26 protein-coding genes are annotated in these 24,371 nt (G+C 65.1%); 16 read left to right on the forward strand and 10 right to left on the reverse strand.

Going from position 1 to position 24,371, the window contains the following annotated elements:
• Positions 1-8: 8 nt before the first annotated feature.
• From HAP40_RS12325 to HAP40_RS12375, 11 genes are all read left to right on the forward strand, one after another.
• Positions 9-779: an esterase/lipase family protein gene (locus tag HAP40_RS12325; protein WP_166817552.1), complete on the forward strand. Its 771-nt coding sequence runs from the start codon at positions 9-11 to the stop codon at positions 777-779.
• Between the two features lie 219 nt (positions 780-998).
• The gene (gene paaX / locus HAP40_RS12330; RefSeq protein ID WP_166817551.1) at positions 999-1,865 is read left to right on the forward strand and encodes a phenylacetic acid degradation operon negative regulatory protein PaaX; all 867 of its coding nucleotides are present in this window, start codon (positions 999-1,001) and stop codon (positions 1,863-1,865) included.
• A gap of 76 nt (positions 1,866-1,941) precedes the next feature.
• Positions 1,942-2,934: a 1,2-phenylacetyl-CoA epoxidase subunit PaaA gene (paaA, locus tag HAP40_RS12335; RefSeq protein ID WP_166817550.1), complete on the forward strand. Its 993-nt coding sequence runs from the start codon at positions 1,942-1,944 to the stop codon at positions 2,932-2,934.
• Positions 2,935-2,944: 10 nt separating this feature from the next.
• Positions 2,945-3,232, forward strand: a complete 288-nt coding sequence (paaB, locus tag HAP40_RS12340; RefSeq protein WP_091953618.1) for a 1,2-phenylacetyl-CoA epoxidase subunit PaaB — start codon at positions 2,945-2,947, stop codon at positions 3,230-3,232.
• A complete protein-coding gene (gene paaC / locus HAP40_RS12345) occupies positions 3,232-4,008 on the forward strand; it encodes a 1,2-phenylacetyl-CoA epoxidase subunit PaaC (protein ID WP_166817549.1) in 777 nt (258 codons plus the stop codon). The genes paaB and paaC overlap by 1 nt, the downstream gene beginning before the upstream one ends.
• Positions 4,002-4,505, forward strand: coding sequence for a 1,2-phenylacetyl-CoA epoxidase subunit PaaD (gene paaD, locus HAP40_RS12350; protein WP_166817548.1), 504 nt, complete (start codon positions 4,002-4,004; stop codon positions 4,503-4,505). Before paaC ends, paaD begins: the two co-directional genes overlap by 7 nt.
• Positions 4,506-4,635: 130 nt before the next feature.
• On the forward strand, positions 4,636-5,718 hold the full coding sequence (gene paaE / locus HAP40_RS12355) for a 1,2-phenylacetyl-CoA epoxidase subunit PaaE (protein WP_166817547.1): 1,083 nt from the start codon (positions 4,636-4,638) through the stop codon (positions 5,716-5,718).
• A 55-nt stretch (positions 5,719-5,773) separates the two neighbouring features.
• Entirely contained in the window at positions 5,774-6,223 is a 450-nt protein-coding gene (gene paaI, locus HAP40_RS12360) for a hydroxyphenylacetyl-CoA thioesterase PaaI (protein ID WP_166817546.1), read from the forward strand.
• A 29-nt stretch (positions 6,224-6,252) separates the two neighbouring features.
• Positions 6,253-7,584, forward strand: a complete 1,332-nt coding sequence (gene paaK / locus HAP40_RS12365) for a phenylacetate--CoA ligase PaaK (RefSeq protein WP_166817545.1) — start codon at positions 6,253-6,255, stop codon at positions 7,582-7,584.
• A 64-nt stretch (positions 7,585-7,648) separates the two neighbouring features.
• A complete protein-coding gene (locus tag HAP40_RS12370; RefSeq protein WP_166817544.1) occupies positions 7,649-8,653 on the forward strand; it encodes a quinone oxidoreductase family protein in 1,005 nt (334 codons plus the stop codon).
• Positions 8,654-8,655: 2 nt separating this feature from the next.
• Complete coding sequence (locus HAP40_RS12375) at positions 8,656-9,714, forward strand: YeeE/YedE family protein (protein ID WP_166817543.1); 1,059 nt, start codon at positions 8,656-8,658, stop codon at positions 9,712-9,714.
• Here HAP40_RS12375 and HAP40_RS12380 read toward each other — a convergent pair.
• Positions 9,693-10,607: a DMT family transporter gene (locus HAP40_RS12380; RefSeq protein ID WP_166817542.1), complete on the reverse strand. Its 915-nt coding sequence runs from the start codon at positions 10,605-10,607 to the stop codon at positions 9,693-9,695. The genes HAP40_RS12375 and HAP40_RS12380 overlap by 22 nt on opposite strands.
• A gap of 83 nt (positions 10,608-10,690) precedes the next feature.
• Between HAP40_RS12380 and HAP40_RS12385 the strand changes: the two genes are divergently transcribed.
• The gene (locus tag HAP40_RS12385) at positions 10,691-12,139 is read left to right on the forward strand and encodes a PLP-dependent aminotransferase family protein (RefSeq protein WP_166817541.1); all 1,449 of its coding nucleotides are present in this window, start codon (positions 10,691-10,693) and stop codon (positions 12,137-12,139) included.
• 9 nt (positions 12,140-12,148) lie between these two features.
• On the opposite strand, the gene HAP40_RS12390 is transcribed toward HAP40_RS12385, so the two are convergent.
• Genes HAP40_RS12390 through HAP40_RS12410 form a run of 5 tightly spaced genes read right to left on the reverse strand, consistent with a single transcriptional unit; the run spans position 12,149 to position 16,916 of the window.
• The gene (locus HAP40_RS12390) at positions 12,149-13,381 is read right to left on the reverse strand and encodes a bifunctional alpha/beta hydrolase/OsmC family protein (protein ID WP_166817540.1); all 1,233 of its coding nucleotides are present in this window, start codon (positions 13,379-13,381) and stop codon (positions 12,149-12,151) included.
• A gap of 27 nt (positions 13,382-13,408) precedes the next feature.
• Positions 13,409-14,068: a sulfite oxidase-like oxidoreductase gene (locus HAP40_RS12395; protein ID WP_166817539.1), complete on the reverse strand. Its 660-nt coding sequence runs from the start codon at positions 14,066-14,068 to the stop codon at positions 13,409-13,411.
• A gap of 3 nt (positions 14,069-14,071) precedes the next feature.
• The gene (locus HAP40_RS12400) at positions 14,072-15,394 is read right to left on the reverse strand and encodes an MFS transporter (RefSeq protein ID WP_166817538.1); all 1,323 of its coding nucleotides are present in this window, start codon (positions 15,392-15,394) and stop codon (positions 14,072-14,074) included.
• 32 nt (positions 15,395-15,426) lie between these two features.
• Entirely contained in the window at positions 15,427-16,647 is a 1,221-nt protein-coding gene (locus tag HAP40_RS12405) for a cytochrome P450 (protein WP_166817537.1), read from the reverse strand.
• Positions 16,648-16,706: 59 nt separating this feature from the next.
• On the reverse strand, positions 16,707-16,916 hold the full coding sequence (locus tag HAP40_RS12410; protein ID WP_166817536.1) for a ferredoxin: 210 nt from the start codon (positions 16,914-16,916) through the stop codon (positions 16,707-16,709).
• 134 nt (positions 16,917-17,050) lie between these two features.
• Here HAP40_RS12410 and HAP40_RS12415 point away from each other — a divergent pair, with 134 nt between their 5' ends.
• Positions 17,051-17,698 carry a TetR/AcrR family transcriptional regulator gene (locus HAP40_RS12415; protein WP_166817535.1) on the forward strand — a complete coding sequence of 216 codons (648 nt, stop codon included), beginning with the start codon at positions 17,051-17,053 and terminating at the stop codon, positions 17,696-17,698.
• Here the strand turns inward: HAP40_RS12415 and HAP40_RS12420 are convergent.
• From HAP40_RS12420 to HAP40_RS12435, 4 genes are all read right to left on the reverse strand, one after another.
• Positions 17,695-18,333: an aspartate/glutamate racemase family protein gene (locus tag HAP40_RS12420; RefSeq protein WP_166817534.1), complete on the reverse strand. Its 639-nt coding sequence runs from the start codon at positions 18,331-18,333 to the stop codon at positions 17,695-17,697. The genes HAP40_RS12415 and HAP40_RS12420 overlap by 4 nt on opposite strands.
• Positions 18,334-18,394: 61 nt before the next feature.
• Positions 18,395-19,408 carry an amino acid ABC transporter substrate-binding protein gene (locus HAP40_RS12425; RefSeq protein ID WP_166817533.1) on the reverse strand — a complete coding sequence of 338 codons (1,014 nt, stop codon included), beginning with the start codon at positions 19,406-19,408 and terminating at the stop codon, positions 18,395-18,397.
• 12 nt (positions 19,409-19,420) lie between these two features.
• A complete protein-coding gene (locus HAP40_RS12430) occupies positions 19,421-20,770 on the reverse strand; it encodes an aspartate aminotransferase family protein (protein WP_166817532.1) in 1,350 nt (449 codons plus the stop codon).
• 3 nt (positions 20,771-20,773) lie between these two features.
• Positions 20,774-21,646 carry a MurR/RpiR family transcriptional regulator gene (locus HAP40_RS12435; RefSeq protein WP_166817531.1) on the reverse strand — a complete coding sequence of 291 codons (873 nt, stop codon included), beginning with the start codon at positions 21,644-21,646 and terminating at the stop codon, positions 20,774-20,776.
• Between the two features lie 87 nt (positions 21,647-21,733).
• Here HAP40_RS12435 and HAP40_RS12440 point away from each other — a divergent pair, with 87 nt between their 5' ends.
• The 3 genes from HAP40_RS12440 to HAP40_RS12450 all read left to right on the forward strand — a co-directional run bounded on the left by HAP40_RS12440 (position 21,734) and on the right by HAP40_RS12450 (position 24,368).
• A complete protein-coding gene (locus tag HAP40_RS12440) occupies positions 21,734-22,921 on the forward strand; it encodes an amino acid ABC transporter permease (protein ID WP_166817530.1) in 1,188 nt (395 codons plus the stop codon).
• A gap of 2 nt (positions 22,922-22,923) precedes the next feature.
• Positions 22,924-24,033 (forward strand): amino acid ABC transporter permease, encoded by a 1,110-nt coding sequence (locus HAP40_RS12445; RefSeq protein ID WP_166817529.1) that lies wholly within the window; start codon positions 22,924-22,926, stop codon positions 24,031-24,033.
• A gap of 122 nt (positions 24,034-24,155) precedes the next feature.
• The gene (locus HAP40_RS12450) at positions 24,156-24,368 is read left to right on the forward strand and encodes a hypothetical protein (RefSeq protein WP_166817528.1); all 213 of its coding nucleotides are present in this window, start codon (positions 24,156-24,158) and stop codon (positions 24,366-24,368) included.
• The last annotated feature ends 3 nt before the right edge of the window (positions 24,369-24,371 follow it).

Below are 24,371 nucleotides of genomic sequence, written 5' to 3' on the forward strand. Positions count from 1 at the left end.
AAATATTGATGACCGCAACTGCCCAGACGCTGCGCCCGCCGTCCCGCACTTTGATGTTTCTGGAGGGGCGCGCGCTCCACGAGTTCGGCGCATTCCTCGGCGCGCTGCCGCTTCTGAGTCTTGCGCCGCGCGGCGATGGGCATCCGGTGCTGGTGCTGCCGGGCCTCGTGGCCTCGGACGCATCTACGCGAGCGTTGCGCACGTTCCTGACCAGCAAGGGCTATGTGGTGAGCGGTTGGCGTCAGGGTCGCAATTACGGCCTGCGCGAGGGCGTGCAGCATGCGATGGTCGATCTGGTTCACGAGCTCAGCGACAAGCACGGCCGCAAGGTCAGCCTGGTTGGATGGAGCCTCGGCGGCCTCTATGCGCGCCAGCTCGCCAAGATGATGCCGGAGTGCGTGCGCCAGGTGATCACGCTCGGCAGCCCATTTGCCGGCGATCCGCGCTCGACCAACGCCTGGCGCGTCTACGAATGGGCGAGTGGCCGCAAGGCCGACGAGGTCGATCCCCGTTTCGGCGGTGCGCTTTCCGTCCCGCCGCCGGTGCCGACCACCGCCATCTTCAGCCGCACCGACGGCGTCTGCGCCTGGCAGGGCTGCATGGAGAAGACAGGCGCACAGACCGAAAGCATCGAGGTCGAAAGCAGCCATTGCGGCATGGGTCATCATCCCGCCGTGGTCTATGCCGTGGCCGACCGCCTCGCGCAGAAGGAAGGTCAGTGGCAACCTTTCGATCGCAGCGGCTGGCGCAGCGTGGTCTATCCCGACCCGCATCGGTAAGCGGTCTGCATGGTTCGCCCTGCGACGCGAACCATCGTCCGGTGACCCGGCCCTGCCGCGCTCCTCACCACGAGGGTTGAGAGCAGGTGACGCCGCGGGATAGAGGGTCGACCTCATCCTGAGGGGGCGCGAAGCGCCGTCTCGAAGGATCGGGCCCGGCTCTCGCATGGTCGTTCCCGTCCATTGTCGCACCCGCACCAAACGCGCTATGCCTCGCGCATGGCGCATCCGTTGTCCCGCATTATCGACCAGCTCAAGCGCGAGCCGTCGCGCACCGGCTCCATCGTCATCACCGTGTTTGGCGATGCCATCGTGCCGCGTGGCGGTGTGGTGTGGCTCGGCACGCTGCTGGAATTCTTCGAAAGCCTGGACATCGACAGCGGCGTGGTGCGTACCGCGATGTCGCGGCTTGCGGCGGACGGCTGGCTGACGCGCGAAAAGGTCGGTCGCAACAGTTTTTATCGCCTTGCCGACAAGGGGAGGCAGACGTTTGAAGCCGCCACGCGCCACATCTATGATCCGCCGCCGTCCGACTGGACCGGGCGCTTCGAGCTGTTGTTGATCGGCAATGGCGAGGACCGGGACGCCTCGCGCGAAGCACTCCGCAACGCCGGCTTCGGCAGTCCGCTGCCCGGCGTTTGGGTCGCGCCGTCGGGCGTGCCGGTGCCGGATGAGGCCGCGGGGGTGATCCGTCTCGAAGTCTCGGCCGAGGATGACAGCGGCCGCCGCCTGCTCAGCGCGAGCTGGCCGCTGGAGCGCACCGCGGATGCCTATTTGAAATTCATGAAGACGTTCGAGCCGCTTCGCGCCGCACTCGCGCGTGGCGCGGAGCTTTCCGAAGCCGACGCCTTCACAGCGCGCATCCTGCTGATCCACTATTACCGCCGCGTCGTGCTGCGCGATCCCTTGCTGCCGGAGAGCCTGCTGCCGGCGGATTGGCCGGGCCGGGCCGCTCGCGAACTCTGCGGCGAGATCTATCGCGCGCTGCTCGTCCCATCGGAACAATGGCTCGACGGCCATGGAACCAACGAAAAGGGGCCGTTGCCGCCGGCGCGAAAGCTCCTGGAACGGAGGTTCGGCGGCTGATCAATATGTTACAGAAATATCTTGCATGAACTGATTTGTGTTATATATTGCCTCCCAACAAATCGGGAGGATGCGCATGTACACCCAGGCGCTGAACACGGCCGAGACCGATGATCGCGGTCTGGAGGACGCTGGCAGAGCTGCGCAATTCCAGGCGCGCATCGATGCCGAGGAACGCATCGAGCCGAACGACTGGATGCCCGCGGCCTATCGCAAGACGCTCACCCGCCAGATCTCCCAGCACGCCCATTCCGAGATCGTCGGCATGCTGCCCGAAGGCAACTGGATCACACGCGCGCCGACGCTGCGCCGCAAGGCCGCGCTGCTCGCCAAGGTGCAGGACGAATGCGGCCATGGGCTCTATCTCTACGCCGCCGCCGAAACGCTTGGTACCTCGCGCGAAGAGCTGGTCGACGCCATGCTGGCGGGGAAAGCCAAATATTCCTCGATCTTCAATTACCCGACGCTGACCTGGGCCGACATCGGCACCATCGGATGGCTGGTCGACGGCGCCGCGATCATGAACCAGATCCCGCTGTGCCGCTGCTCCTATGGCCCGTATGCGCGCGCAATGATCCGCGTCTGCAAGGAGGAGTCGTTTCACCAGCGTCAGGGCTACGAGATCATGCTGACGCTGTGCCGCGGCTCGGACGAGCAGAAGGCGATGGCGCAGGACGCGCTGAACCGCTGGTGGTGGCCCGTGCTGATGATGTTCGGCCCGCCGGACGCGACGAGCCAGCACAGCGACACCTCGACGAGATGGAAGATCAAGCGGTTCTCGAATGATGAGCTGCGCCAGAAATTCGTCGATGCCACCGTCCCGCAGGCGCAATATCTCGGCCTCACCATTCCCGATCCCGGCATGATTCAGGATGCCGAGGGCCACTGGCGCTACAGCGAGATCGACTGGACCGAGTTCAAGCAGGTGCTCGCCGGCAACGGCCCCTGCAATCGCGAACGCATGGCCGCGCGCCGCAAGGCGCACGAGGAAGGCGCCTGGGTACGCGAGGCGGCGGCCGCCTATGCTGCCAAGCGCGTGCAGCGCCAGGCGGCCCAAGCTGCCGAATAGGGAGGTCACGATGGCCACGCCGAACACCCCGCTGTGGGAAGTCTTCATTCGCAGCCGTAACGGGCTCGCGCACAAGCATGTCGGCTCGCTGCATGCCAGCGACGCGACGATGGCGCTGCAGGCTGCCCGCGACATCTACACCCGCCGCGGCGAGGGCCTGTCGATCTGGGTCGTGCCGTCGACCGCGATCACCGCGAGCGATCCCACGGAGAAGGGCATGATGTTCGAGCCGGCGGAATCGAAGATCTACCGGCACCCGACATTCTACGAGGTGCCGGAAGAAGTGGGGCACATGTGATGGCCGTCGCCAACATCCAGGTCTCCGAAACGCCGCTGGTGCTCTACGCGCTGCGCCGCGCCGACGATGCGCTGATCCTCGGTCACCGGCTGTCGGAATGGTGCGGGCATGCGCCGATGATGGAAGAGGACATGGCGCTGTCCAACATTGCGCTCGATCTCATCGGCCAGGCGCGCGAGCTCTACAGCTACGCCGCCAAGGTCGAGGGCAAGGACAACGACGAGGACAAGCTCGCTTACCAGCGCGATGTCAGGCAGTACCGCAACCTGCTGCTGGTCGAGCAGCCCAATGGCGATTTCGCCCAGACGCTGGTGCGGCAGTTCTTCTATTCCGCCTTCGCCGATCTTTACTGGCGGGCGATGATGACCTCGCGCGATACGACGCTTGCGGCCATTGCGGCCAAGTCGGAGAAAGAGAGCGCCTATCACCTGCGTCATGCCTCGGAATGGATCATCCGGCTCGGCGACGGCACGGACGAAAGTCATGCCCGCGCGCAAGGAGCGATTGATCATCTCTGGGCCTTTACCGGTGAGATGTTTGCCGTCGATGACGGCGAACGCGCGCTGATCCATGCCGGTATCGCCGTCGATCCCGGGAGCTTGCGCGGTCGCTGGCTGACAACGCTCACCGACATCGCCCACGAAGCAACGCTGGCGCTGCCGCAAAACGATTGGATGCAACAGGGCGGTCGTGCAGGCCGCCATAGCGAGCATCTCGGTCATCTCCTGTCCGAGCTGCAGTCGATGCAGCGTACGTTTCCGGGGCTGACATGGTGACGGTGCTCGACCACGACAGCGAGCTGCGCAAACGCGCCTGGGACGCCGCGGCGAGCGTGGTCGATCCCGAGATCCCGGTGCTGACCATCGCCGATCTCGGCGTGCTCCGCGATATCGTGCTCGACGGCGATGATGTCGAGGTCGCGATCACGCCGACTTATTCCGGCTGCCCGGCCATGAACATGATCGCGCTTGAAATCGAGCTCGCCCTGGAACGCGCAGGCTTCCATCGTCCGAAGGTGCGCACGGTGCTGTCGCCGGCCTGGACCACCGACTGGATGAGCGAGGAGGGGCGCGAGAAGCTGCGCGCCTACGGCATCGCGCCGCCGCAAGCCTCGAACTCTCGCCGCGCGCTGTTCGGCGAGCAGGCCGTCGAGTGTCCACAATGCGGCTCCGACAAGACCGAGCTCTTGTCCGAATTCGGTTCGACCTCCTGCAAGGCGCTGTGGCGCTGCAGGGTGTGCCGTGAACCCTTCGACTATTTCAAGTGTCATTGAGGCGCACGATGCCAACCCCATCGTCATTGCGAGCGAAGCAAGGCAATCCTGACTGCCTCGGCCGAAACGGTCTGGATTGCTTCGTCGCAAGGGCTCCTCGCAATGACGGCTCGAATCCGAGGTGCCCGTAATGTCCGCAGCCGCACCGCGCTTCCATCGCCTGGCCGTCAAGGATCTCCGCCGCGAGGCATCAGACGCCGTCTCGATGACCTTCACCATCCCCGGCGAACTCGCCGGCGACTACGCCTTCACGCCCGGCCAGTATCTCACGCTCCGCACCTTGCTCGAGGGCGAGGAGGTGCGCCGCTCCTATTCGATCTGTTCCGGCCCTGATGACGGAGAGATCCGCATCGCCGTGAAGAAGGTCGACGGCGGCGCGTTTTCGAGTTGGGCGGCGGACGAGTTGAAATGCGGCGACGAGCTGGATGTGATGACGCCGACGGGGCGCTTCGGCGTGATCCCGCCGACCGAGAGCGGGCGCACCCATGTCGGCTTTGCCGCGGGATCCGGCATTACGCCGATCCTGTCGATCGTCAAGGGCACGCTCGCGCGAGAGCCGGACAGCCGCTTCTTCCTGTTCTACGGCAACCGCGCCACCGACAACATCATGTTTCTCGAAGCGCTGGAGGAGCTCAAGGACCGCTTCATCGATCGCTTCTCGATCTTCCACGTCATCTCCGGCGAGGAGCAGGACATCCCGATCCTGCATGGCCGGCTCGATGGTAACAAGGTGAGGGTGCTCTTGCGCTCGCTGATCCCGGCGGCGAGCGTCGATCACGTCTTCATTTGTGGCCCAGCAGGCATGAGCGAGGACATCGAGGCGACCTGCCGCGGTCTCGGCATCGCGGAAGAGCGGATCCATGTGGAGCGCTTCGTCTCGGAGTTCGGCGGCAAGCCGCGGCCGAAGAGGGTCGTTGCGCCCGACGCGCCCCCGAAGGCGATCGCGTCCCTCATTATCGACGGCAAGCGCCGCGACGTGCCCGTCGCCGAGGACGAGGCGATCCTCGATGCCGCGCTGCGGGCCGGCGTCGATCTGCCCTTCGCCTGCAAGGGCGGCATGTGCTCGACCTGCCGTGCCAAGCTGGTCGACGGCGAGGCGCCGATGGACCTCAACTATTCGCTGGAACCCTGGGAGCTGAATGCCGGCTTTGTTCTCACCTGCCAGGCCAAGCCATCGTCGGAGCGGGTCGTGGTCGATTACGACCACGTTTGACAGCGTTGGCGTGGCAGCAGAACATCATGATCAAGAATTTCGCCGGGAGAAGCGCGTGAACGTCAAAGCCGCCCTGTCGCCTGAGGATGTTGCCCGCGCCTGCGCTGACGCGATGTGGGCGGAGGACGATGCCTCCAAGGGGCTCGGCATGGAGATCGTCGAGATCGGCCCGGGCTTTGCCACGCTGGCAATGACGGTGCGGCCGGACATGGTCAACGGCCAGCGCATCGCCCATGGCGGTTTCATCTTCACACTCGCGGATTCCGCCTTTGCCTTTGCCTGCAACTCGCACAACGAGCGCGTGGTGGCGGGGCAGGGCCAGATCACCTTCATCAAGCCGGGCAAGCTCGGCGACCGCCTCGTCGCGAGAGCGCGCGAAGTCACGCGCGGCGGCCGCTCCGGCATCTACGATGTGCGGGTCACCGCAGGCGATATCGTCATCGCGGAATTTCGCGGTCATTCGCGTGTCATTCCCGGCACGTGGCTGCCGCAGCAAGACAAATAAGAAGAACGAACCAATGTGGGGAAACGAGGATGGCTCTGACCAGACGCAAGGAAGGTGGCAGCTCCTATAGCGCCGAGATGGACGCGCAGGAGCGCGCCTCGCGCGACGAGATCATGGCACTGCAGAAGCAGCGGCTGACATGGTCGCTGAAACACGCCTATGACAACGTCGCGCATTACCGCAAGGCGTTCGACGAAGCCGGCGTGCATCCGTCGGACTTTCGCGAACTCTCCGATCTTTCGAAATTTCCGTTCACCGTGAAGACGGACTTGCGCGACAACTATCCGTTCAACATGTTCGCGGTGCCGCGCGAAAAGCTGGTGCGCGTGCACGCCTCGTCGGGCACCACAGGCAAGCCGATCGTCGTCGGCTATACGCAGGCCGACATCGACACCTGGTCCGCAGTGATGGCGCGATCGATCCGCGCCGCCGGCGGCCGCAGCGGCATGATCATCCACAATGCCTACGGTTACGGCCTCTTCACCGGCGGGCTCGGCGTACACTACGGCGCGGAAAAGCTCGGTTGCACCGTAGTGCCGATTTCCGGCGGCATGACCGAGCGGCAGGTGCAACTCATCAACGATTTCCGCCCTGACATCATCACGGTGACGCCGAGCTACATGCTGGCGATCCTCGACGAGTTCAAGCGCCAGAAGCTCGATCCGCGCCAATGCTCGCTCAAGGTCGGCATTTTCGGCGCGGAGCCCTGGACCAATGCAATGCGCGCCGAGATCGAGGACGCCTTCGACATGGACGCGACCGACATCTATGGCCTCTCCGAGGTGATTGGCCCCGGCGTCGCGCAGGAATGCATCGAGACCAAGGATGGTCTGCACATCTGGGAGGACCATTTCTATCCCGAAGTGATCGATCCCCAGACGGGCGCGGTGCTGCCCGATGGGGAGAAGGGCGAGCTTGTCTTCACGTCCCTGACCAAGGAAGCTTTTCCGGTGATCCGCTATCGCACTCGCGACCTGACGCGGCTCCTTCCCGGCACGGCACGCCCCGGCATGCGGCGCATGGAGAAGGTGACGGGGCGCTCCGACGACATGATCATCCTGCGCGGGGTCAATTTGTTTCCGACCCAGATCGAGGAGGTGCTGCTCGCGACCGATTGGTGCGGCGGGCACTTCATCCTGGAGCTGACCCGCGAAGGGCGGATGGACGAATTGACCATCATCGCCGAGGCGAGGTCGGAAAGCTGGGACGGCCGGGGGCTCGTCGATCATGCCGATCGCATCTCGACCCATATCAAGAACACGATCGGGATCAGCTCGAAGGTGAGGGTGGTCGCGCCGGCCACGCTGGAACGTTCGCTCGGCAAGGCCAAACGCCTCTACGACAAGCGGCCCAAGGACTGACTTGACGGATTGACTTGACCGGCCGCAGAGGCGACAAGGCCCGCGAGAAATCACGGGTCTTTCGATGTCGCCAGCCGATACCAAAACCATCGAAGCGCGCTGCGTGCGCCTCAATGCCAAGGCCGAAAACGCCGCCGCGCTTGCGCCGGTGGTCGAGCGTCATACGCTCACGCGCGGTTCGGACGATCTCCTGATCGAGGTGAAGGCTGCTGCCGTCAATCCATCCGACGTCAAGGCTGCGACGGGGCTGATGCCCTATGCCGTCTTCCCGCGCACCCCGGGCCGTGACTATTCCGGCGTGGTGATCGGTGGGCCGGCCGGTACGATTGGCCGTGAGGTGTTCGGCTCGTCGGGCGATCTCGGCATCCGCCGCGATGGCACTCACGCGACGCATCTCCTGGTCGAAGCCGACGCCGTGGTCGAGAAGCCGCAGACGGTGTCCTGGGAGGAGGCCGCCGGCATCGGCGTGCCCTTCGTCACGGCCATGGAAGGCTTTCGTCGGGCCGGCGTACCGAAGAGTGGCGAAACGGTGCTGGTGTTTGGCGTCAACGGCAAGGTCGGCCAGGCCGCCGTGCAGATCGCGACTTGGCAAGGCGCACGTGTCATCGGCGTGGTGCGCAAGGCGGAGGCCTATGAAGGCCACGCCAACGCACCCATCGAGGTGATCGACGCCTCCGCGGTCGACGTCGCCGCGCGTGTACGCGAAGTGACCGGCGGAAAGGGCGCCGACATTGTCTTCAACACTGTGGGCGATCCCTATTTCCAGGTGGCGCACAAATCGCTTGCGTTGCGCGGCCGCCAGATCCTGATCGCCGCGATCGACCGCATCGTGCAATTCAACATTCTCGAGTTCTACCGCGGCCAGCACACCTATGTCGGCATCGACACGCTGGGTCTGTCCTCCGCCGCAACCGGCGCGGTGCTGCGGGAGCTCGGCCCGGGCTTTGCCAGCGGGCAGCTAAGACCGTTCCCGATCAAGGCGGACGCCGTCTATCCCCTGGAACGCGCAAGGGAGGCCTATGTCGCGGTTGCTGGCTCCTCGCGCGACCGCGTGATCCTGAAGCCGTAGAAATGGACTCGTCCGTCCAACTCGTCATCCTCGCCGGCCTCGTCATCGGCCTGATCTACGGCGCAGTCGGCCTGCTCAGCGGCTTCTGCCTGATGAGCAGCATGCGTGGCTGGCTCGCGCAGGGGGACGGACGGCTGGTGCGGACCTATGCGCTGGCGATGGCCGTCGCGATCGCCGCCAGCCAATTGTTGGCGGGCAGCGGCATGGCGGACCTCGGCAAATCGATCTACCTGCAACAATCCTTCTCGGTGCCGGTGCTGTTCCTCGGCGGCCTGCTGTTCGGCTACGGCATGGTGCTGTCGAACGGCTGCGGCTCGCGGGCACTGGTGCTGCTCGGGTGCGGCAATCTCAGGTCCTTCGTCGTCGTGATCGTGCTGGCGATCGCTGCGCAGATGACGCTCAAGGGCCTGATCGCGCCAGCGCGCATTGCGCTGGTTCAGGCGTCGCAAACGACCGTCAACGCAAATTCGCTGCCGTCGCTGCTGGCAGCCTTCGGTGCCGCTGAAGCGACCTCGCGTGCGCTCGCGGCCTCGGCGATCGTCGTCGCGCTGATCCTCTTTGCATTCGCGCATCCAGCGTTCCGGCGCTCGCCGGGCCAGGCCGCGGCGGGCGTCATCGTCGGCCTCCTCGTCGCCGGTGGCTGGTTCGCCACCGGCTTCCTCGGCGCCGACGACTTCAATCCGGTGCCGGTGACCTCGCTCACCTTCGTCGCTCCGATCGCCGATAGCCTCCAATACGCCATGCTCTCGACCGGCCTGACACTGAACTTCGGCATTGCTACGGTCGCCGGTGTCTTCGCCGGGAGCCTGATCACGGCGCTCGCCACCGGCCGCTTCCATTTCGAAGGCTATTCCTCACCGCGGCACATGCTGCGTTCGGCCGGCGGCGCCGCGCTGATGGGCATCGGCGGTGTGATGGCGTTCGGCTGCTCGATCGGGCAGGGGCTGACCGGAATATCGACGCTTGCGGTGGGCTCGTTCGTGGCCGTTGCGGGCATCCTGATCGGCACCACGGCGGGCCTGCGCGGGAGCTTGCGCGTTCAGCCGCTCGCGGTGGCCTGACCGCGCAGGATCCGGTCGCCGAGCGTCGCAAGGCCGATGCCGGTGACGATCAGCGCGGCTGCGATCGCGAGGCTCATGTCGATGGGTTCGCCCAGAAGGATCGCAGCGCTGGCGATGCCGACGAGCGGTGTCCCGGTGGTGCCGAGCGACGTCGTCAAGGCTGAGATGCTCTTGTTGACCATCGACATCGCCCAATAAGCCAGCACCGTTCCGATCAGCCCCGAATAGAGAAACAACAACACCAGCCTCCACGACCACGTCACCTGCGGGAGGCCGTCCGCGGCCATTGCGCCGACCGACAGCACGATTGTTGCCACCAGCACCTGCCAGAACAACAGCTGAAGCGGGAACCCGATCCAGCGATGCGCGCGGATATAGATGATGTTCGCAGCCCAGGAGATCGCGGCCAGGATGACCATGCCGGCGCCGAGCAGGACGTTGGTGTTGGTCCAGTCGATCGAGGACGGATTGAGGATGACGGCAAGGCCGATCAGCCCGAGCAGAGCGCCGGCGAGCTTTGGCGCGGTCAGCGTGTCCTTTCCGAGCAGGGGCGCGGCGAGTGCGACCCAGAGCGGCGTGGTGTAGCCGAGCACGACGCCCTTGCTTGCAGGCAGGAAGCGAAGGCCGGCGGCAACCAGGATCGAGAACAGCGTCATGTGCAGCAGCGCCACGCTCAGGATCACGGGTATGTCGCGCCGCTCCGGAATCACCAGATTGTTGCTAGGTCCGAGGATCACGAGCAATCCGGCCAGCGCGATCCAGCTCCGGATCGCCGCGACCCACAGCGGCGGGACGAACTGCACGAGCTGCTTGGTCACCGACCAGTTCACGCCCCAAGCCAGCACCACGATGAGGAACAGGCCGACGGCCGCACGGGGTGGCAGGGAGTTCATGTCGCAGGTCCTTGAAGCAGTCCGGGCCGCCGGATAGCATCCCGATTGGCACCTGAAAAAGTGCCAGATCGGAGAAGAATAGGGTGCCAGTATCCGACACGACGATTTCCGCCCTGATCGAGCTGAGGCGGCCCGACGGCGAGGGGCTGGTGGTGCAACTGACGAGCCAGCTCCGAGGCCTGATCGCGACCGGCCGCCTCGGCAAAGGCCGCGCGCTGCCGTCGAGCCGACGGCTTGCGAGCGATCTCGGCGTTTCGCGCAACACCGTCACATACGCGTTCGAGCAGCTCGCGGCCGAGGGATATCTTGAAGCGTCCCCGGGGCGCCGTCCCGTGGTCACGATCGACGGCGGCGAACGCATCGAACAAGCGGGCGCCGTGGGAGCGGACGATCGCGCCGGCAGGCCGCGGCTCTCACCCTGGGCTGCGAAACTTCAGCAGGCCGACTGGCCGACGTCCTATCAGGGGCAGCTCAAACCGCTGCGCCCGGGGCTGGGCGATTTCAGGGAGTTTCCGAACGAGGTCTGGGCGCGATGCCTGCGCCGCAGCGCCGTGCATGCAGGCCGGCGCGAACTCGGACCCGTCAACCGGCGCCGCCTGCGCGAGGCGCTGGCGCATTATCTGGCAACCAGCAGGGACGTTCGCGCCACGGCGGACCAGATTATGATCCTGCCGAGCGCGCAGGCCGCACTGACCTTGATTGCTGCCACCGTTGTTTCGCCGGGGGATGAGGTGTGGGTCGAGGATCCCGGCTATCCCGGCGCGGCGGCGGCCTTCCACGCATCCGGTGCGCGCGTCACCGGCATCAGGCTGGACGGCCAGGGCATGCAGCGGATGCCGGGCCTCGCCGCTCCAAGACTGATCTTCATGACGCCATCGCACCAGCATCCGACAGGCCGATTGATGTCGCTGGCTCGCCGCACCGAGTTTCTCGGGGCAAGCCGGCCCGGCAAGACCTGGATCGTCGAGGACGATTACGACGGCGAATTTCACTATGACAGCCGGCCGGTGCCGGCCCTGCAGGGGCTCGATGCCCACGGCCGCGTGTTCTATGTCGGCACCTTTTCGAAGGCGATGACGTCGGACATCCGGCTCGGCTATCTCGTCGCGCCGACCGCGCTGGTCGGCACTCTGGACATCGCGCAGCGGCATATGGGACTGATCGCCTCCAGCCACATCCAGGAAGCGCTGGCCGAATTCATCACCGATGGGAACTTCCTCGCGCATCTGCGCCGGATGCGTCGGCTTTATCACGCGCGCCGCGATCACCTCGTCGAGGAACTCGAGCGGCATCTGGGTGGCATGCTCTCGGTCGAGGTGCCCCCCGGCGGTATCCAGCTCGTCGCCCGCCTCAAGCGTGGTCGGGCCGATCAGGCCGTGGTCAAGCGACTGGTCGCGGCGGGCGTCGAAACGCGAGCCTTGTCCAGCCTTGCGGTCGGCCGTCCCTGCGATCACGGCGTGCTGCTCGGTTTTGCGGCCTGGCGCGAAAGCGAGATCAGCGCGGCGGTACGGACAATGGCATCCTGCTTCTAGCGCAGGGACTTACTCCATCGCCTTCGTGACGATGCGAATCTCCGACGTCAGGGTCCGGTGCACCGGGCACTTGTCGGCGATCTCCATCAGCTTCTTGCGCTGCTCGGCGTCGAGTGCGCCCTCCATTGCAATGTCGCGCTCGATCTGATCGAGCATGCCCTCGCGCGTCTCGCATTCCGCACAGTCCTTGGCGTAGATCTTGGAATGCTTCAGCGAGACGGTGACACGGTCGAGCGGCAAGGATTTGCGGTTGGCATAGAGGCGCATGGTCATGGAGGTGCAGGCGCCGAGGCCCGCGAGCAGGAAATCATAGGGCCCTGGACCGGCATCCTCGCCGCCCGCAGCCACAGGCTCGTCCGCTGTGAGATGATGCGGCCCGACAGTGATAGCTTGGTTGAACTTGCTCTTACGGGTCTCCTGCACCACGACTCTGCGCGGCTCGTCCGCAGCATCCGCAGCATCCGCGGCTTTCGCCGGTTTTGCCGTGTCTATATAGCGGCTTGCCCAGGCCGTGATGACATCAGCCGCGTAGAGCGCGTCGGCCGGCTTGGTCAAGAGATGATCGGCATGGTCGAGCGAGACGAAACTCTTGGGGTGCTTCGCCGCCACGAAAATCTTCGTCGCACTGTCGATGCCGACGGTGTCGTCGACAGGTGAATGCATCACGAGAAGCGCCTTGTGCAGGCCGGTGATGTCCTTCATCAGCTCGTGCTCGACGATGTCGTCGAGGAATTCGCGCTTGATCCGGAACGGGCGTCCCGCGAGCGAGACTTCGACCTCGCCCTGGGCGCGGATGTTGTCGACATGCTCCCTAAAGAGGCCAGTGACGTGAGAGGGGTCGGACGGCGCCGCGATGGTCACGACAGCCTTGGCTTCGGGTATTTGTCCCGCTGCGGCGAGGATCGCGGCGCCGCCGAGGCTGTGGCCGATCAGGATCGATGGCGCCTTTCGGACGCTGCGCAGGTGATCGGCCGCGCGCACGAGATCGGCAACGTTGGAGGAGAACGTCGAATTGGCGAAATCGCCTTCGCTCGAGCCGAGCCCGGTGAAGTCGAACCGCAGCACCGCAATGCCTCTGGCGGCGAGCGCAACCGCGATGCGCTTGGCCGCCAGCGTGTCCTTGCCGCAGGTGAAGCAATGCGCGAACAGCGCGAAAGCCGCGGGCTCGCCGTCCGGCAATTCCAGGGCAGCCGAAAGCTGGTGGCCGCCTTCGCCGGTGAATTGGAAGCGCTCGGTCGGCATGGGCTTTCCCCCCGTCGTTGCTTGAAGTTAATCGCCTGAATAGCGCTGCTCGGCCCAGGGATCGCCGCGGTTATGATAGCCGCGGACCTCCCAGAAGCCCGGCGCGTCCTCGGTCAGGAACTCGATGGCCTGGAGCCATTTGGCGCTCTTCCAGAAATACAGATGCGGCACGACCAGCCGCACCGGGCCGCCATGCTCATCCGTCAGCGGCTGGCCCGACCAGCTATGGGCAAGCAGCGCATCCTCGGCGGCAAAGTCCTCGAGCGCCAGATTGGTGGTGTAACCATCGTAGGAATGCAGCACGACGAAGCGCGCGTCCTCGCGCGGTTGACAGGCCGCGAGCAGCTCGCGCGTCGCGAGGCCTTCCCACTCGTTGTCGTAGCGCGACCAGGTCGTCACGCAATGGATGTCCGAGGTGAACCGCGCCTGCTTCTGCGCGGTGAATTCGGCGAAGGTCCAGAACACGGGCGTCTCGACCGCACCATAGACGTCGAGCCGCCAGCGTTCGCGCGACACCGGCGGCACGACCCCGAGATCGAGTACCGGCCAGTCCTGGGTGAGGTGCTGGCCTGGCGGCAGCCTTTGATCTTCCGGCCGCGTGATATTCCCCGTGAGGAAGCGGCCCTCGCGCGCCCATTTCTCCTTGGTGCGCGTCAGCTTGCTGTCGGATGGCGTCTCGTCGGCCATGGTCTACTCGTGCCGATGCATTGCGGAGGCGTGCTTGGTGTCGCGCATGGTAGCATAAATGATCAGCGACAGGCAGATGATGCCGGCAAGATAGAAATAGAACCATTCCTCGTGCCCGATGCTCTTGAAATAGAGCGCGATCGCCGGTGCCGTACCGCCGAAGATCGAGACCGTGATGGCATAGGGCAGGCCGACGCCGAGCGCGCGGACGTTGGTCGGGAACAGCTCGGCCTTCACCACCGCGTTGATCGAGGTGTAGCCAGCGACGAACAGCCAGGCGGCGCAGATCAGGATGAATGCGATGAAGGGCGATTTGGTCTCCTTCAGCGTCATCAACAGCGGCACGGTGGCGAGTGTGCCGGCGACCCCGAAGAAGATCAGCAGCGGCTTGCGCCCGATCCTGTCGGAGATCGCGCCGTAGATCGGCTGGAGGATGGTTGCGAAGATCAGCGTGCCGAAGATCACGAAAGTGGTCTGGTCCTCGGTCAGCCCGACCGAAAGCTTGACGAAGGTCTGCATGTAGGTGGTGAAAGTGTAGAACGCCGCGGTGCCGCCGGCGGTGAGACCAACCACGAGCAGCAGCTCGCGCGGATAACGCAGCAGGTTGGCGATCGAGCCGGTCGGCTTCACCACCTTCTTGGCCTCCTCGAACGCCTCCGTCTCGTGCAGCCCGCGCCGCATCACTGCGGCAAAGATCGCGAGCGCAGCGCCGATCGCGAAGGGGATGCGCCAACCCCAGTCCTTCAGTTGTTCCGGGGTCAGGAAGACCTTTTGCAGGAGCAGCAGCACGATGATCGCGGTGAGCTGGCCGCCGATCAGCGTCACGTACTGAAAGCTGGAATAGAAGCCGCGGTGCTTGGGATCGGCGACTTCGCTGAGGTAAGTGGCGCTGGCGCCATATTCGCCGCCGAGGCTCAGGCCCTCGATGACGCGGGCGAGCGCCAGGATCATCGGCGCCGCGAAGCCGATCGTGGCATAGGTCGGCGTCAGCGCGATGATGAGCGAGCCGAAGCACATGAAGACGACGGACAGAGTGAGCGAGATGCGGCGGCCGAAATGGTCGGCGACATAGCCGAAGAACCAGCCGCCGAGCGGCCGCATCAGGAAGGTCGCCGCGAAGACGACGGCGACGTTCAATTGCTGGACGACGGGGTCGTCACCGGGGAAGAACGCGGGGGCGAAGTAGAGCGCAAACGCCGTGTAAGCGTAGAAATCGTACCACTCGACCAGATTGCCAATGGAGCCGATGAAGATCGCCTTGATCCGCCGCTCGGCGTCGGCAATGTCAAAATGCTCAGAGGCCGGGTGGGTTGCTTGCTCTGTCACGTCCGGCCTCTCCGCACCAATCTTGAAGAGGCCTACATCGCCTTTCCGAGCAGAAATGGCAACTGGCGGGGGCCTCTCACCGTGCCTTGCGACCAGGTCACGCTGCCTGCCGGATCAAGGGTGAAGTCTGGAATCCGCTTCAGCCATTCCTCCAGCGCAACCTGCATTTCCATGCGCGCAAGGTTGGAACCGACACAGCGGTGGATGCCGAGGCCGAAGGCGGCGTGTCGGTTCTCGCGGCGGTCGATCACGACTTTGTCAGCGTCCGGAAACATCTTCGGATCGCGGTTCGCAGCCGGGAAAGACAACAGAACCATGTTGCCCGCCTTCACGGGACAGCCCGAGATCGTGGTCTCCTTGACCACTTCGCGGGCCATCGTCACCGGCGAATAGGCACGCAGCAGCTCTTCCACGGCGGTCGGGATCAATCCGGGCTCCGCGATCAGGCGCTCACGATCGGCCGGAGTTTTCGCAAGATGCCAGAGCGAGGAGCCGATCGCGCTCCAGGTGGTATCGATGCCGGCGATCAGGAGCAGGCGCAGCGAGCCCAGCACGTGGGACTCCTCGAGTGGATTGCCTTCCTTGTCCCTGGCATTCATCAAGTAGGAGATCAGGTCATCGGTCGGCTTGGTCTTGCGTGTCTCGATGTGAGCGCTGAAATAGGCGCTCATTTCCTGGACGGCCTGGAGCAGCTTGGTCTCGTCCTTGATGCCGAGCTCCAGGATCATGTGGATCCAGTTGACGAAGAGGTCGCTGTCGCTTTCGGGAATGCCGAGCATGTGCGCGATCGCGCGCACCGGAATGTGCTTCGAGTAGCGCGCAGCCGCGTCCACGTTCTTCTCGGCGATGAACCCGTCGATCAGCTCGTTGCAGATGGCGCGGACCCGGGGCTCGAGCTTCTTCATCGCGTCCGGCGTGAACGGCGGCAGCAGCAATTGCTTGGCCGGCTTGTGCACGGGCGGGTCGGAGGTGATCGGCGGAGCCGCGTTCCTTGCGATCTCGGGACGCACGTCGCGGACGATGATGCGGCGCGAGGAGAAATGCTCGGTATCGTTCGCGATCTCGCGGACCGCCTCATAGGTGGTCGGCAGGTAGCAGCCGAGGAAGCGTTTCGTATGCACGACGGGGCTCGCGGCGCGCAGCTCGTCCCAGATCGAGAAGGGATCGTCGGTCCATTGCGGATCGGTGTGGTCGAAATCGTGGACCCAGTCGGTCACGGGCGGATGAGCGGCGGGCTGGCTGACGTCGGACATCTCGGAATCCTCAGGGGCTCGTGTTCGCTGAAGGCAACGCACAACGCGTAGATAGCGTGCTACTCCTCGATCACATCGATGGCGATTTCCGGACAATTGGACTTGGCGAGCCAGGCCTTGTCTTCCAGACCCGGCGGAACCGTGCCGTCTCCGGCTTCATGGGCGTTGCCGTATTCGTCGAGCTCGAACAGCTCCGGCGCGAGCGCCTTGCAGCGGGCGTGCCCCTGGCATTTGTCGGCATCGACATGAACCTTCAGTCGCTCTGCCATTGCGGCTTCCTCGGTCGTGTGCGCGGGGCCCGAAGGCGGCGCGGTTCCTCATCTGGGCTTTGTCTAAGTTATATCCTATTACATTCGCGGCAGGCTTTCCCTGTCAAGCGCAAACTTATAGGCTTCGCTTCAACATGCGTTCACAACTCGCTCGCAAGCCCGAGAAGACCTACCACCATGGTGATCTCCGCGATGCCTTGGTCAAGGCTGCACTGCGTGAAGCGGAACGGGGCGGCGCCGAGGCGATCAGCATCAAAGCGCTGGCCAAGCAGCTCGGCGTTTCCCAGCCGGCGCCATATCGACATTTTGCCGACCGCGAGGCCTTGCTCGCGGCGGTGACGGCCGAGGCATTCCGGCAGCTCAGCGCAATTCTGCGCGAGGCGATGGCTGGGACGGCGAAGCAATCGAAGCTGTCGCGGCTCGCGCTGGCGACGCTCGATTTCGGCCTGCGTCGCAATGGTGTCTACCGGCTGATGTTCGCCTCGCGCACCGTATCCTGTGCGGCCAAGGGCAGCGAGCTGCACGAAGCCACGCGCGAGACCTTTGCGCTCGTGATTGAGGCCCTGGAGGCTCCGGCGGTCGGATACCTGCGCGAGCGGCAGGCGCTCAAGATCTGGGCGGCCTTGCATGGCGTGGTGATGCTGGCCGAGCAGGGCCTGTTCACAGGCGAGGCGGCGCATGCCACACGCGAGGAACTGGTCGAGGACTTTGTCAGCGAAACGAAGGCCGCTCTGGCCGTTGCGATCAGGGATGCCCGCCGTCGGAAAAAGGCTGACGCTTAAGCCTTCGCCTTCAGCAGCTTCATCAGCTTGTCGACGGCACTGTCAGGCGTGGTCACGACGGGGCGGCCGGTGGCTTCGCTGACCAGCGGCGCGGTCGCGGCGATGCTGAACTGAGCAAGCGCAATGACATCGCAATCGCGCAAATCGCGCGAAGCTTCTGCGATCAGCCGGTCGTGCGTGGCGCGGTCGCCGCGATCGAGTGCCGCCAGCGCCCCCTCGGCGAGTTTCGGTACGATCTCGACGGTGGTGGGAAACTCCGGCGGCATCGAGACCAGGGTCGGCCGGAAGGTCGAGAGCAGGCCGATGCGCTTGCCCATGGTCAAGGCGCGTTCGATCATCGCCTCGTTCGGCTTCAGCACCGGCATCGGCGCATGTGCGCGCGCAACCGCCTCGATGCATGGACCGAAGGCCGAGCAGGTGAATAAGATCCCGTCCGCTCCGGTCGCTGCGGCGTAATCGCCGAGCGCGAGGAAGCGCTCGGTCATGGCGTCGGTGAGCGCGCCGTCGCGCGCGAGGTCCGCCGACAGGCTGTCGTCGAGCAGGTTCATCAGCCGCGCCTCGGGCCACGCGGTCGCGAACGCCGCCTCGATCGGCGCGACGGAGTGCTTGAGGGCGTGGATGAGGGTGATACGCATGGATATCTCTTCTCCCTCTCCCCGCAAGCGGGGAGAGGGCCAGCAGGGAGATGCAAACTCCTTACTTGAACGGAATGGCGTACATCAAGCCGCCTTTGCTCCAGAGGCCATTGAGGCCGCGATCGAGCTTGAGCGGGCTCGCCTTGCCGACATTGCGCTCGTAGATCTCGCCGTAATTGCCGGTGGCCTTGATCGCCGTGACCAGCCATTTGTTGTCGAGCCCGAGCCGCGAGCCGAGATCGCCGGAGGCCCCCAACAGCCGCTGGATCGCGGGGGTCTGCGACTTCGCCATCTCGTCGACATTGGCTTGCGTGACGCCGAGCTCTTCGGCCTCGACCAGGCCGTAATGCAGCCAGGTGATGATGTCGCTCCAGACCTCGTCGCCGTTGCGGGTGAAGGGGCCGAGCGGCTCCTTGCTGATGGTCTGCGGCAGCACGACGTAGTCGGCCGGGTTCGGTGCCGCGGTCGTCACCGCGCCGGCGAGCGCGGAGGCGTCCTGGGTCATGGCATCGCAGCGGCCGCCGAAGAAGGTCTGGTACATGGTGTCGACGCGGTCGAATACCAGCGGCTTCCAGTCGATCCCGTTGGCGCGGCCGTAATCGCCCAGCGTGACCTCATGCGTGGTACCCTGCGCGACGCAGACGGTAGCGCCCTTGAGGTCCTTCAGCTCCTTCACGCCGAGGTCCTTCTTCACGACAAAACCCTGGCCGTCGTAGAAGTTGATCGGACCCTGGCGGAGGCCCAGCGTGACGCCGCGCAAATAGGTTTGGGTCGAGTTGCGGTAGAGCACGTCGATTTCGCCGGATTGCAGCGCGGTGAAGCGGTTCTGCGCGGTCAGCGAGACGTAACGCACCTTGTTGGGATCACCGAGGACGCCGGCTGCGAGCGCGCGGCAATAGTCGACGTCGAGGCCCTTGTAATTGCCCTGCGAGTCCGGCGCAGAAAAGCCGGCAAAGCCGGCGCTCACGCCGCACACCAGCGTGCTGCGGCCCTTCACCGTGTCGAGCGTCGCGGCCGACGCGACGACCGTCGATGCCGCGAGCACGCCGGCTACGATAACCACTTTCCTCATCATGCTACTCTCCCCTCAGTGATTGACACGACGCAACACGTTGTCGACGGCCGTGCCGAGCCTGTCGACGATCAGGTCGATCTCGTCCGCGGACGCGATATAGGGCGGCGCCAGCAGCACGTGATCGCCGCGCACCCCGTCGACGGTTCCGCCGCCGGGATAGCAGCCGAGCCCGTTGGCGAGCGCCTCCGCCTTGATTTTCTGGTGTAGCTTGAGGGCCGGATCGAACGAGGTGCGGCTGGCGCGATCGGCGACGAGCTCGATGGCCCAGAACAGTCCGCGGCCCCTGATGTCGCCGACGTGGCGATGATTGCCGAAGCGTTCGGTCAGCCGTTGCTCGAGTTGCCGCCCGCGCTCCCTGACGCGATCGAGCAGACCGTCCTCGCTGATCACGTTTTGCACCGCAAGCGCGGCTGCGCAGGCGAGCGGATGCGCCAGATAGGTATGGCCGTGCTGGAACGCGCCCGAGCCGGCGCGGATGGTGTCGATGATCTTGCCGCTCGCCAGCATCGCGCCGATCGGCTGATAGCCGCCGCCGAGCCCCTTCGCGATGGCCTGGATGTCGGGCGCGACACCTTCCTGCTCCCAGGCATGCGTCGTGCCGGTGCGCCCCATGCCGGACATGACTTCGTCGAGGATGAGAAGTGCGCCATGCCGGTCGCAGACCTCGCGGACCGCCCTGAAGTAGCCGTCCGGCGCGGTCACGGCGCCGGCTGTGGCGCCGACGACGGGCTCGGCGAGGAATGCGGCGACCGTACCGGGGCCAAGCCGCTGGAACTCGGCTTCGAGCTCGGCGGCAAGCCGCGCCACGAATTGCGCGTCGGATTCACTATCGTGCTTCTCGTGATAGGCGAAAGCCGGCGTCACATGGCTGAATGCCGCGGAGAGCAGCGGCGCATAGGGCGCACGCCGCCAGGCATTGCCGCCGGCGGCCAGCGCGCCGAGCGTGTTGCCGTGATAGCTCTGCCGCCGCGCGATGAAGTGTTGCCGCTGCGGCTCGCCGCGCTCGATGAAGTATTGCCGCGCCAGCTTGATGCTGGCCTCGATTGCTTCCGATCCGCCGCTGACGAAATAGGCGTAGGCGAGGCCGCCGGGCTCGTGTCCGACCAGCGTCTCTGCCAGCGCCTCCGCCGGCTCGGAGGAGAAGAAAGCGGTATGCGCGTAAGCCAGCGTCGAGGCCTGCTTCGCCATCGCCGCGATCACGCGCGGATGCTGGTGGCCGAGGCAGGAGACCGCCGCGCCGCCGGAGGCATCGATGATGCGTCGTCCGTCCTCGGCGAAGAGATAGACGCCTTCGCCGCCGATCGCCTTGGGTGGCGTCTCGCGCAACGAACGGTGCAGCACGCGGCTGATACGGGCGGCCATGGGTCAACCTTTCTCCGGGACGTAAGTGGAGGCCGCCGCGAGCCGCGCCTCGGTATTTTCCAGCCGCTTCTTTGCCGCCACGCCGCCGAGCGAAAACGTGACCGCCGCGAGCGACTGTGCGATCGCGATCGCCCCGGTGAGGCTCGGAAAGAAGCCGGGAGAAGAGGCCGCCTCGAACAGCAGCACGTGGTCGGCGCCCTCGGCCATCGGTGCCGAGAGGCTGTCCGCGATCGCGATCAACGTTGCCCCGGCGCGATAGGCGGCCTGGGCGACGCGGACGCTCGCATGCGTGTAGGGCAGGAAGCCGATGACGATGACGGCCTCTCCGGGCTGGAACGCACCGAGATCGAGGTCATCGGGCCCGGACGTGCCGACGATTTGCACCTGTTCGGGCCGGAACAGGCGCAGCTCGTAGTTCAGCAATTCCGCGACGCTGCGGCAGCTTCGATAGCCTGCAATCCATATCCGCCTGGCGTCGTGCAGCGCGCGAGCCGCTTCCGCAATCGGTTGCGCCGGGATCCGTGGCAGGCCGGCGGCTTCTGCCTCGAGCTTGTCGGTGATGAGCGCGACATCGGCGTTCGGCCCGTGGCGACGGCCTTTCGTGCGGCCGGAGAAGGGCGCGATCTGCGACGGTCGCCGCGCCTCGGTCAGCGCCGCGCGCAATTCCTCCCAGCCGGAATAGCCGATCGCCTTGGCAAGCCGCGTGAACGCGGCTGGATCGGCACCGGCTTCCGCCGCGAGATCGCGCATCGAACGGGTGGTGGCGTCGTAGTCGTTGGCGGCGACGAAGCGCCCGACCTCCTGCAAGCGCATCGGGAGCGATGGCAATGCAATGCGTAGTTCGCTCAGCGGCGAGGTTTTCGCGGGCTCGGCCATGAAACATTTGTTGCATGAATTGGATATTGGTGCAACAGTTGACGCACGCTGCCGGAAATCGCTGCTTTTGAGAAGGGTTTTTGTGCTGTGACCTCAGATGCGCCGAGACCGCCGCCGCGCCGCCGCTTCTTCGGAGCCTTCGGGCGTCGCGAGCTGAAGGGGCTGTTCTGGCAGGTTCTGGTGGTCGGCATCGCGGTTGCGGTCGTCGCCTTCCTCTGGTCCAACACCGTCACCAATCTCTCGGCCCGCCGCATCACGACCGGCTTTGCCTTTCTGGGCCGAGAGGCCGGCATGCCCATCGCGGACAGCCTGCTCGCCTACAGTCCGAAAGACACTTATCTCTGGGCCTTCGTCGTCGGCATCGCCAACACCTTGCGCGTCGCCGTGATCGGTATCGTGCTTGCGACGATCTTGGGCACACTGATCGGCATCTCGCGCCTGTCGGCTAACTGGCTGTTGTCGCGGCTCGCAGCCGTCTATGTCGAGACGCTTCGCGACATCCCACTGCTGCTTCAGCTCCTGTTCTGGTACGTGTTGATGCAGGCGCTGCCGGCGGCACGCACCGCGTGGCGACCGGTCGAGGGCGTATTCCTGTCCAACCGCGGCCTGATCCTGCCGGCGGTCCCGGTTGGCCCGCCGCAGCTCTCAGTGCTCGGCACAGCGGCGCTGGGGTGTGTGGTGCTCTATGTCATCCGGCGATGGCTGGTCACGCAGCAGATGCGCGACGGCAGGCCGCGGCCGGCATGGCCCTTTGCGATGACGCTGCTGATTGCGCTGCCGGCGGTGGTGTCCGTGCTGCTCGGCGTATCCTGGACCATCGAGTGGCCCGAGTTGCGCGGCTTCAACTTCGTCGGCGGGCTGACGTTGGCGCCGGAATATTTTGCGCTGCTGATCGCGCTCGTCACCTACACCTCGGCCTTCATCGCCGAGATCGTGCGTAGCGGCATCCAGTCGGTGCCCCGTGGCCAGTGGGACGCCGCCAACGCGCTCGGCCTGCGCCGCAGCTTCATGCTGCGGCAGATCATCCTGCCGCAGGCGCTGCGCGTGATCGTGCCGCCGATGACGAGCCAATATCTCAATCTGACCAAGAACTCCTCGCTTGCGGTCGCGATCGGCTATCAGGACGTGGTCTCGATCGCCAACACCACGCTGAACCAGACCGGGCAGGCGATCGAGGCGATCGCGCTGATCATGGCTGTGTTTCTGACCATCAGCCTCGGCATCAGCTTCTTCATGAACTGGTACAATGCGCGGATCGCGCTGGTGGAGCGCTGAAGATGACGGCGATCACCGACATCCCTGACGCACCGCGCGCCGCCCGCCGACCGCAAATTGGCAATCCGGTGCTGCGCTGGCTGCGGACCAATCTGTTCTCGTCGATTCCGAACGGCATTCTCACGGTCGTGCTGCTGGCGGTGCTCGGGAAGGGCGTGATCAGTTTCGTGCAATGGGGCATTGCCAATGCGGTCTGGCTCACGCCCGCGAACGATTCCAGTGCCTGCCGCGCGGTGCGCGGCCTCGGCGCGTGCTGGGCGATCGTCCCCGAAAAATACCGTTTCATCCTGTTCGGCACCTATCCGTTCGACGAGCAGTGGCGACCGGCATTGTCGGTCCTGCTGTTCATCGCGTTGTTCTATCTCTCGACCCGCCGTGCCCTGTGGCGGCGCGAACTCGTTTTCCTCTGGATCGGTGCGCTCGCGCTGATCAGCGTGCTGATGTGGGGCGGGGTGCTCGGGCTCTCCTTCGTCTCGCAGGACCGCTGGGGCGGATTGCCGGTCACCCTGATCCTTGCGACCTTTGGTCTCGCGTTCGGCTTTCCCCTCGGTATCCTTGTCGCGCTCGGCCGGCGTTCAAAGTTGCCGGCAATCCGCTCGCTCAGCGTGCTCTATGTCGAGCTGATCCGCGGCGTGCCGCTGGTGAGCCTCTTGTTCATGGCGAGCGTGATGTTCCCGCTGTTCATGCCCAGCGGATTCAACATCGACAAGCTGCTGCGGGCGCAGATCGCAATCATCCTATTCGCCGGCGCCTACCTCGCCGAAGTCATCCGCGGCGGTCTCCAGGCCGTGCCCCGGGGGCAATATGAGGCGGCCGACGCGCTCGGGCTCTCGTACTGGCGCAAGAATCGCCTGATCATCCTGCCGCAGGCGATCCGGCACGTCATCCCGCCGTTGGTCAATACCTTCATCGCCTTCTTCAAGGACACCAGCCTCGTGCTGATCATCGGCATCTTCGACCTGCTGACGACGGCCAAGACGGCGATCATCGATCCCGCCTGGCAGCAGTTTTCGGTCGAGGTCTACATCTTCGTCGCCGCGATCTACTTTGTCTTTTGCTTTGCGATGTCGCGCTACAGCCGAAGCCTCGAGGCTCACTCCGGCGCGAGGTGACCCTGGACGAGGGAATGCTTATGCGGCGCTTATAACGCGCCCCCGGATCCCGACTGGGAATCCTACATTGGGAAAGCCATCTCCTATTTGCTGATGGGGCTCAACAAGAGGCACGTCGAATCATGCTGAAGTCTGTTCTCGCCGCGTCGGCCATTCTGGTCGCGCTTTGCTCCGCCGCCGCTGCCCGCGACGTGGTGCACCATCCCTATGCGAATTCGGAAACCGCCGTCCGGATGCCGGAGATCCAATCGGGCTCCATGGCCAACGCAGCCATGGTCGAAGAAGCGGGCTATGACACCCACCAATACCACGGCGGCCCGAAGGCAAACGATTAGGAT

Origin of the sequence: Bradyrhizobium sp. 1(2017), from assembly GCF_011602485.2 — a bacterium.
In the GTDB taxonomy this organism is placed as follows: domain Bacteria; phylum Pseudomonadota; class Alphaproteobacteria; order Rhizobiales; family Xanthobacteraceae; genus Bradyrhizobium.

What these genes read in the sequence shown, in the direction of transcription:
- HAP40_RS12325 (WP_166817552.1), top strand. Translation starts at nt 9, where the DNA reads ATGACCGCAACTGCCCAGACGCTGCGCCCGCCGTCCCGCACTTTGATG.
- paaX (WP_166817551.1), top strand. Translation starts at nt 999, where the DNA reads ATGGCGCATCCGTTGTCCCGCATTATCGACCAGCTCAAGCGCGAGCCG.
- paaA (WP_166817550.1), top strand. Translation starts at nt 1,942, where the DNA reads ATGTACACCCAGGCGCTGAACACGGCCGAGACCGATGATCGCGGTCTG.
- paaB (WP_091953618.1), top strand. Translation starts at nt 2,945, where the DNA reads ATGGCCACGCCGAACACCCCGCTGTGGGAAGTCTTCATTCGCAGCCGT.
- paaC (WP_166817549.1), top strand. Translation starts at nt 3,232, where the DNA reads ATGGCCGTCGCCAACATCCAGGTCTCCGAAACGCCGCTGGTGCTCTAC.
- paaD (WP_166817548.1), top strand. Translation starts at nt 4,002, where the DNA reads ATGGTGACGGTGCTCGACCACGACAGCGAGCTGCGCAAACGCGCCTGG.
- paaE (WP_166817547.1), top strand. Translation starts at nt 4,636, where the DNA reads ATGTCCGCAGCCGCACCGCGCTTCCATCGCCTGGCCGTCAAGGATCTC.
- paaK (WP_166817545.1), top strand. Translation starts at nt 6,253, where the DNA reads ATGGCTCTGACCAGACGCAAGGAAGGTGGCAGCTCCTATAGCGCCGAG.
- HAP40_RS12370 (WP_166817544.1), top strand. Translation starts at nt 7,649, where the DNA reads ATGTCGCCAGCCGATACCAAAACCATCGAAGCGCGCTGCGTGCGCCTC.
- HAP40_RS12375 (WP_166817543.1), top strand. Translation starts at nt 8,656, where the DNA reads ATGGACTCGTCCGTCCAACTCGTCATCCTCGCCGGCCTCGTCATCGGC.
- HAP40_RS12380 (WP_166817542.1), bottom strand. Translation starts at nt 10,607, where the DNA reads ATGAACTCCCTGCCACCCCGTGCGGCCGTCGGCCTGTTCCTCATCGTG.
- HAP40_RS12390 (WP_166817540.1), bottom strand. Translation starts at nt 13,381, where the DNA reads ATGCCGACCGAGCGCTTCCAATTCACCGGCGAAGGCGGCCACCAGCTT.
- HAP40_RS12395 (WP_166817539.1), bottom strand. Translation starts at nt 14,068, where the DNA reads ATGGCCGACGAGACGCCATCCGACAGCAAGCTGACGCGCACCAAGGAG.
- HAP40_RS12405 (WP_166817537.1), bottom strand. Translation starts at nt 16,647, where the DNA reads ATGTCCGACGTCAGCCAGCCCGCCGCTCATCCGCCCGTGACCGACTGG.
- HAP40_RS12410 (WP_166817536.1), bottom strand. Translation starts at nt 16,916, where the DNA reads ATGGCAGAGCGACTGAAGGTTCATGTCGATGCCGACAAATGCCAGGGG.
- HAP40_RS12415 (WP_166817535.1), top strand. Translation starts at nt 17,051, where the DNA reads ATGCGTTCACAACTCGCTCGCAAGCCCGAGAAGACCTACCACCATGGT.
- HAP40_RS12420 (WP_166817534.1), bottom strand. Translation starts at nt 18,333, where the DNA reads ATGCGTATCACCCTCATCCACGCCCTCAAGCACTCCGTCGCGCCGATC.
- HAP40_RS12425 (WP_166817533.1), bottom strand. Translation starts at nt 19,408, where the DNA reads ATGATGAGGAAAGTGGTTATCGTAGCCGGCGTGCTCGCGGCATCGACG.
- HAP40_RS12430 (WP_166817532.1), bottom strand. Translation starts at nt 20,770, where the DNA reads ATGGCCGCCCGTATCAGCCGCGTGCTGCACCGTTCGTTGCGCGAGACG.
- HAP40_RS12435 (WP_166817531.1), bottom strand. Translation starts at nt 21,646, where the DNA reads ATGGCCGAGCCCGCGAAAACCTCGCCGCTGAGCGAACTACGCATTGCA.
- HAP40_RS12445 (WP_166817529.1), top strand. Translation starts at nt 22,924, where the DNA reads ATGACGGCGATCACCGACATCCCTGACGCACCGCGCGCCGCCCGCCGA.
- HAP40_RS12450 (WP_166817528.1), top strand. Translation starts at nt 24,156, where the DNA reads ATGCTGAAGTCTGTTCTCGCCGCGTCGGCCATTCTGGTCGCGCTTTGC.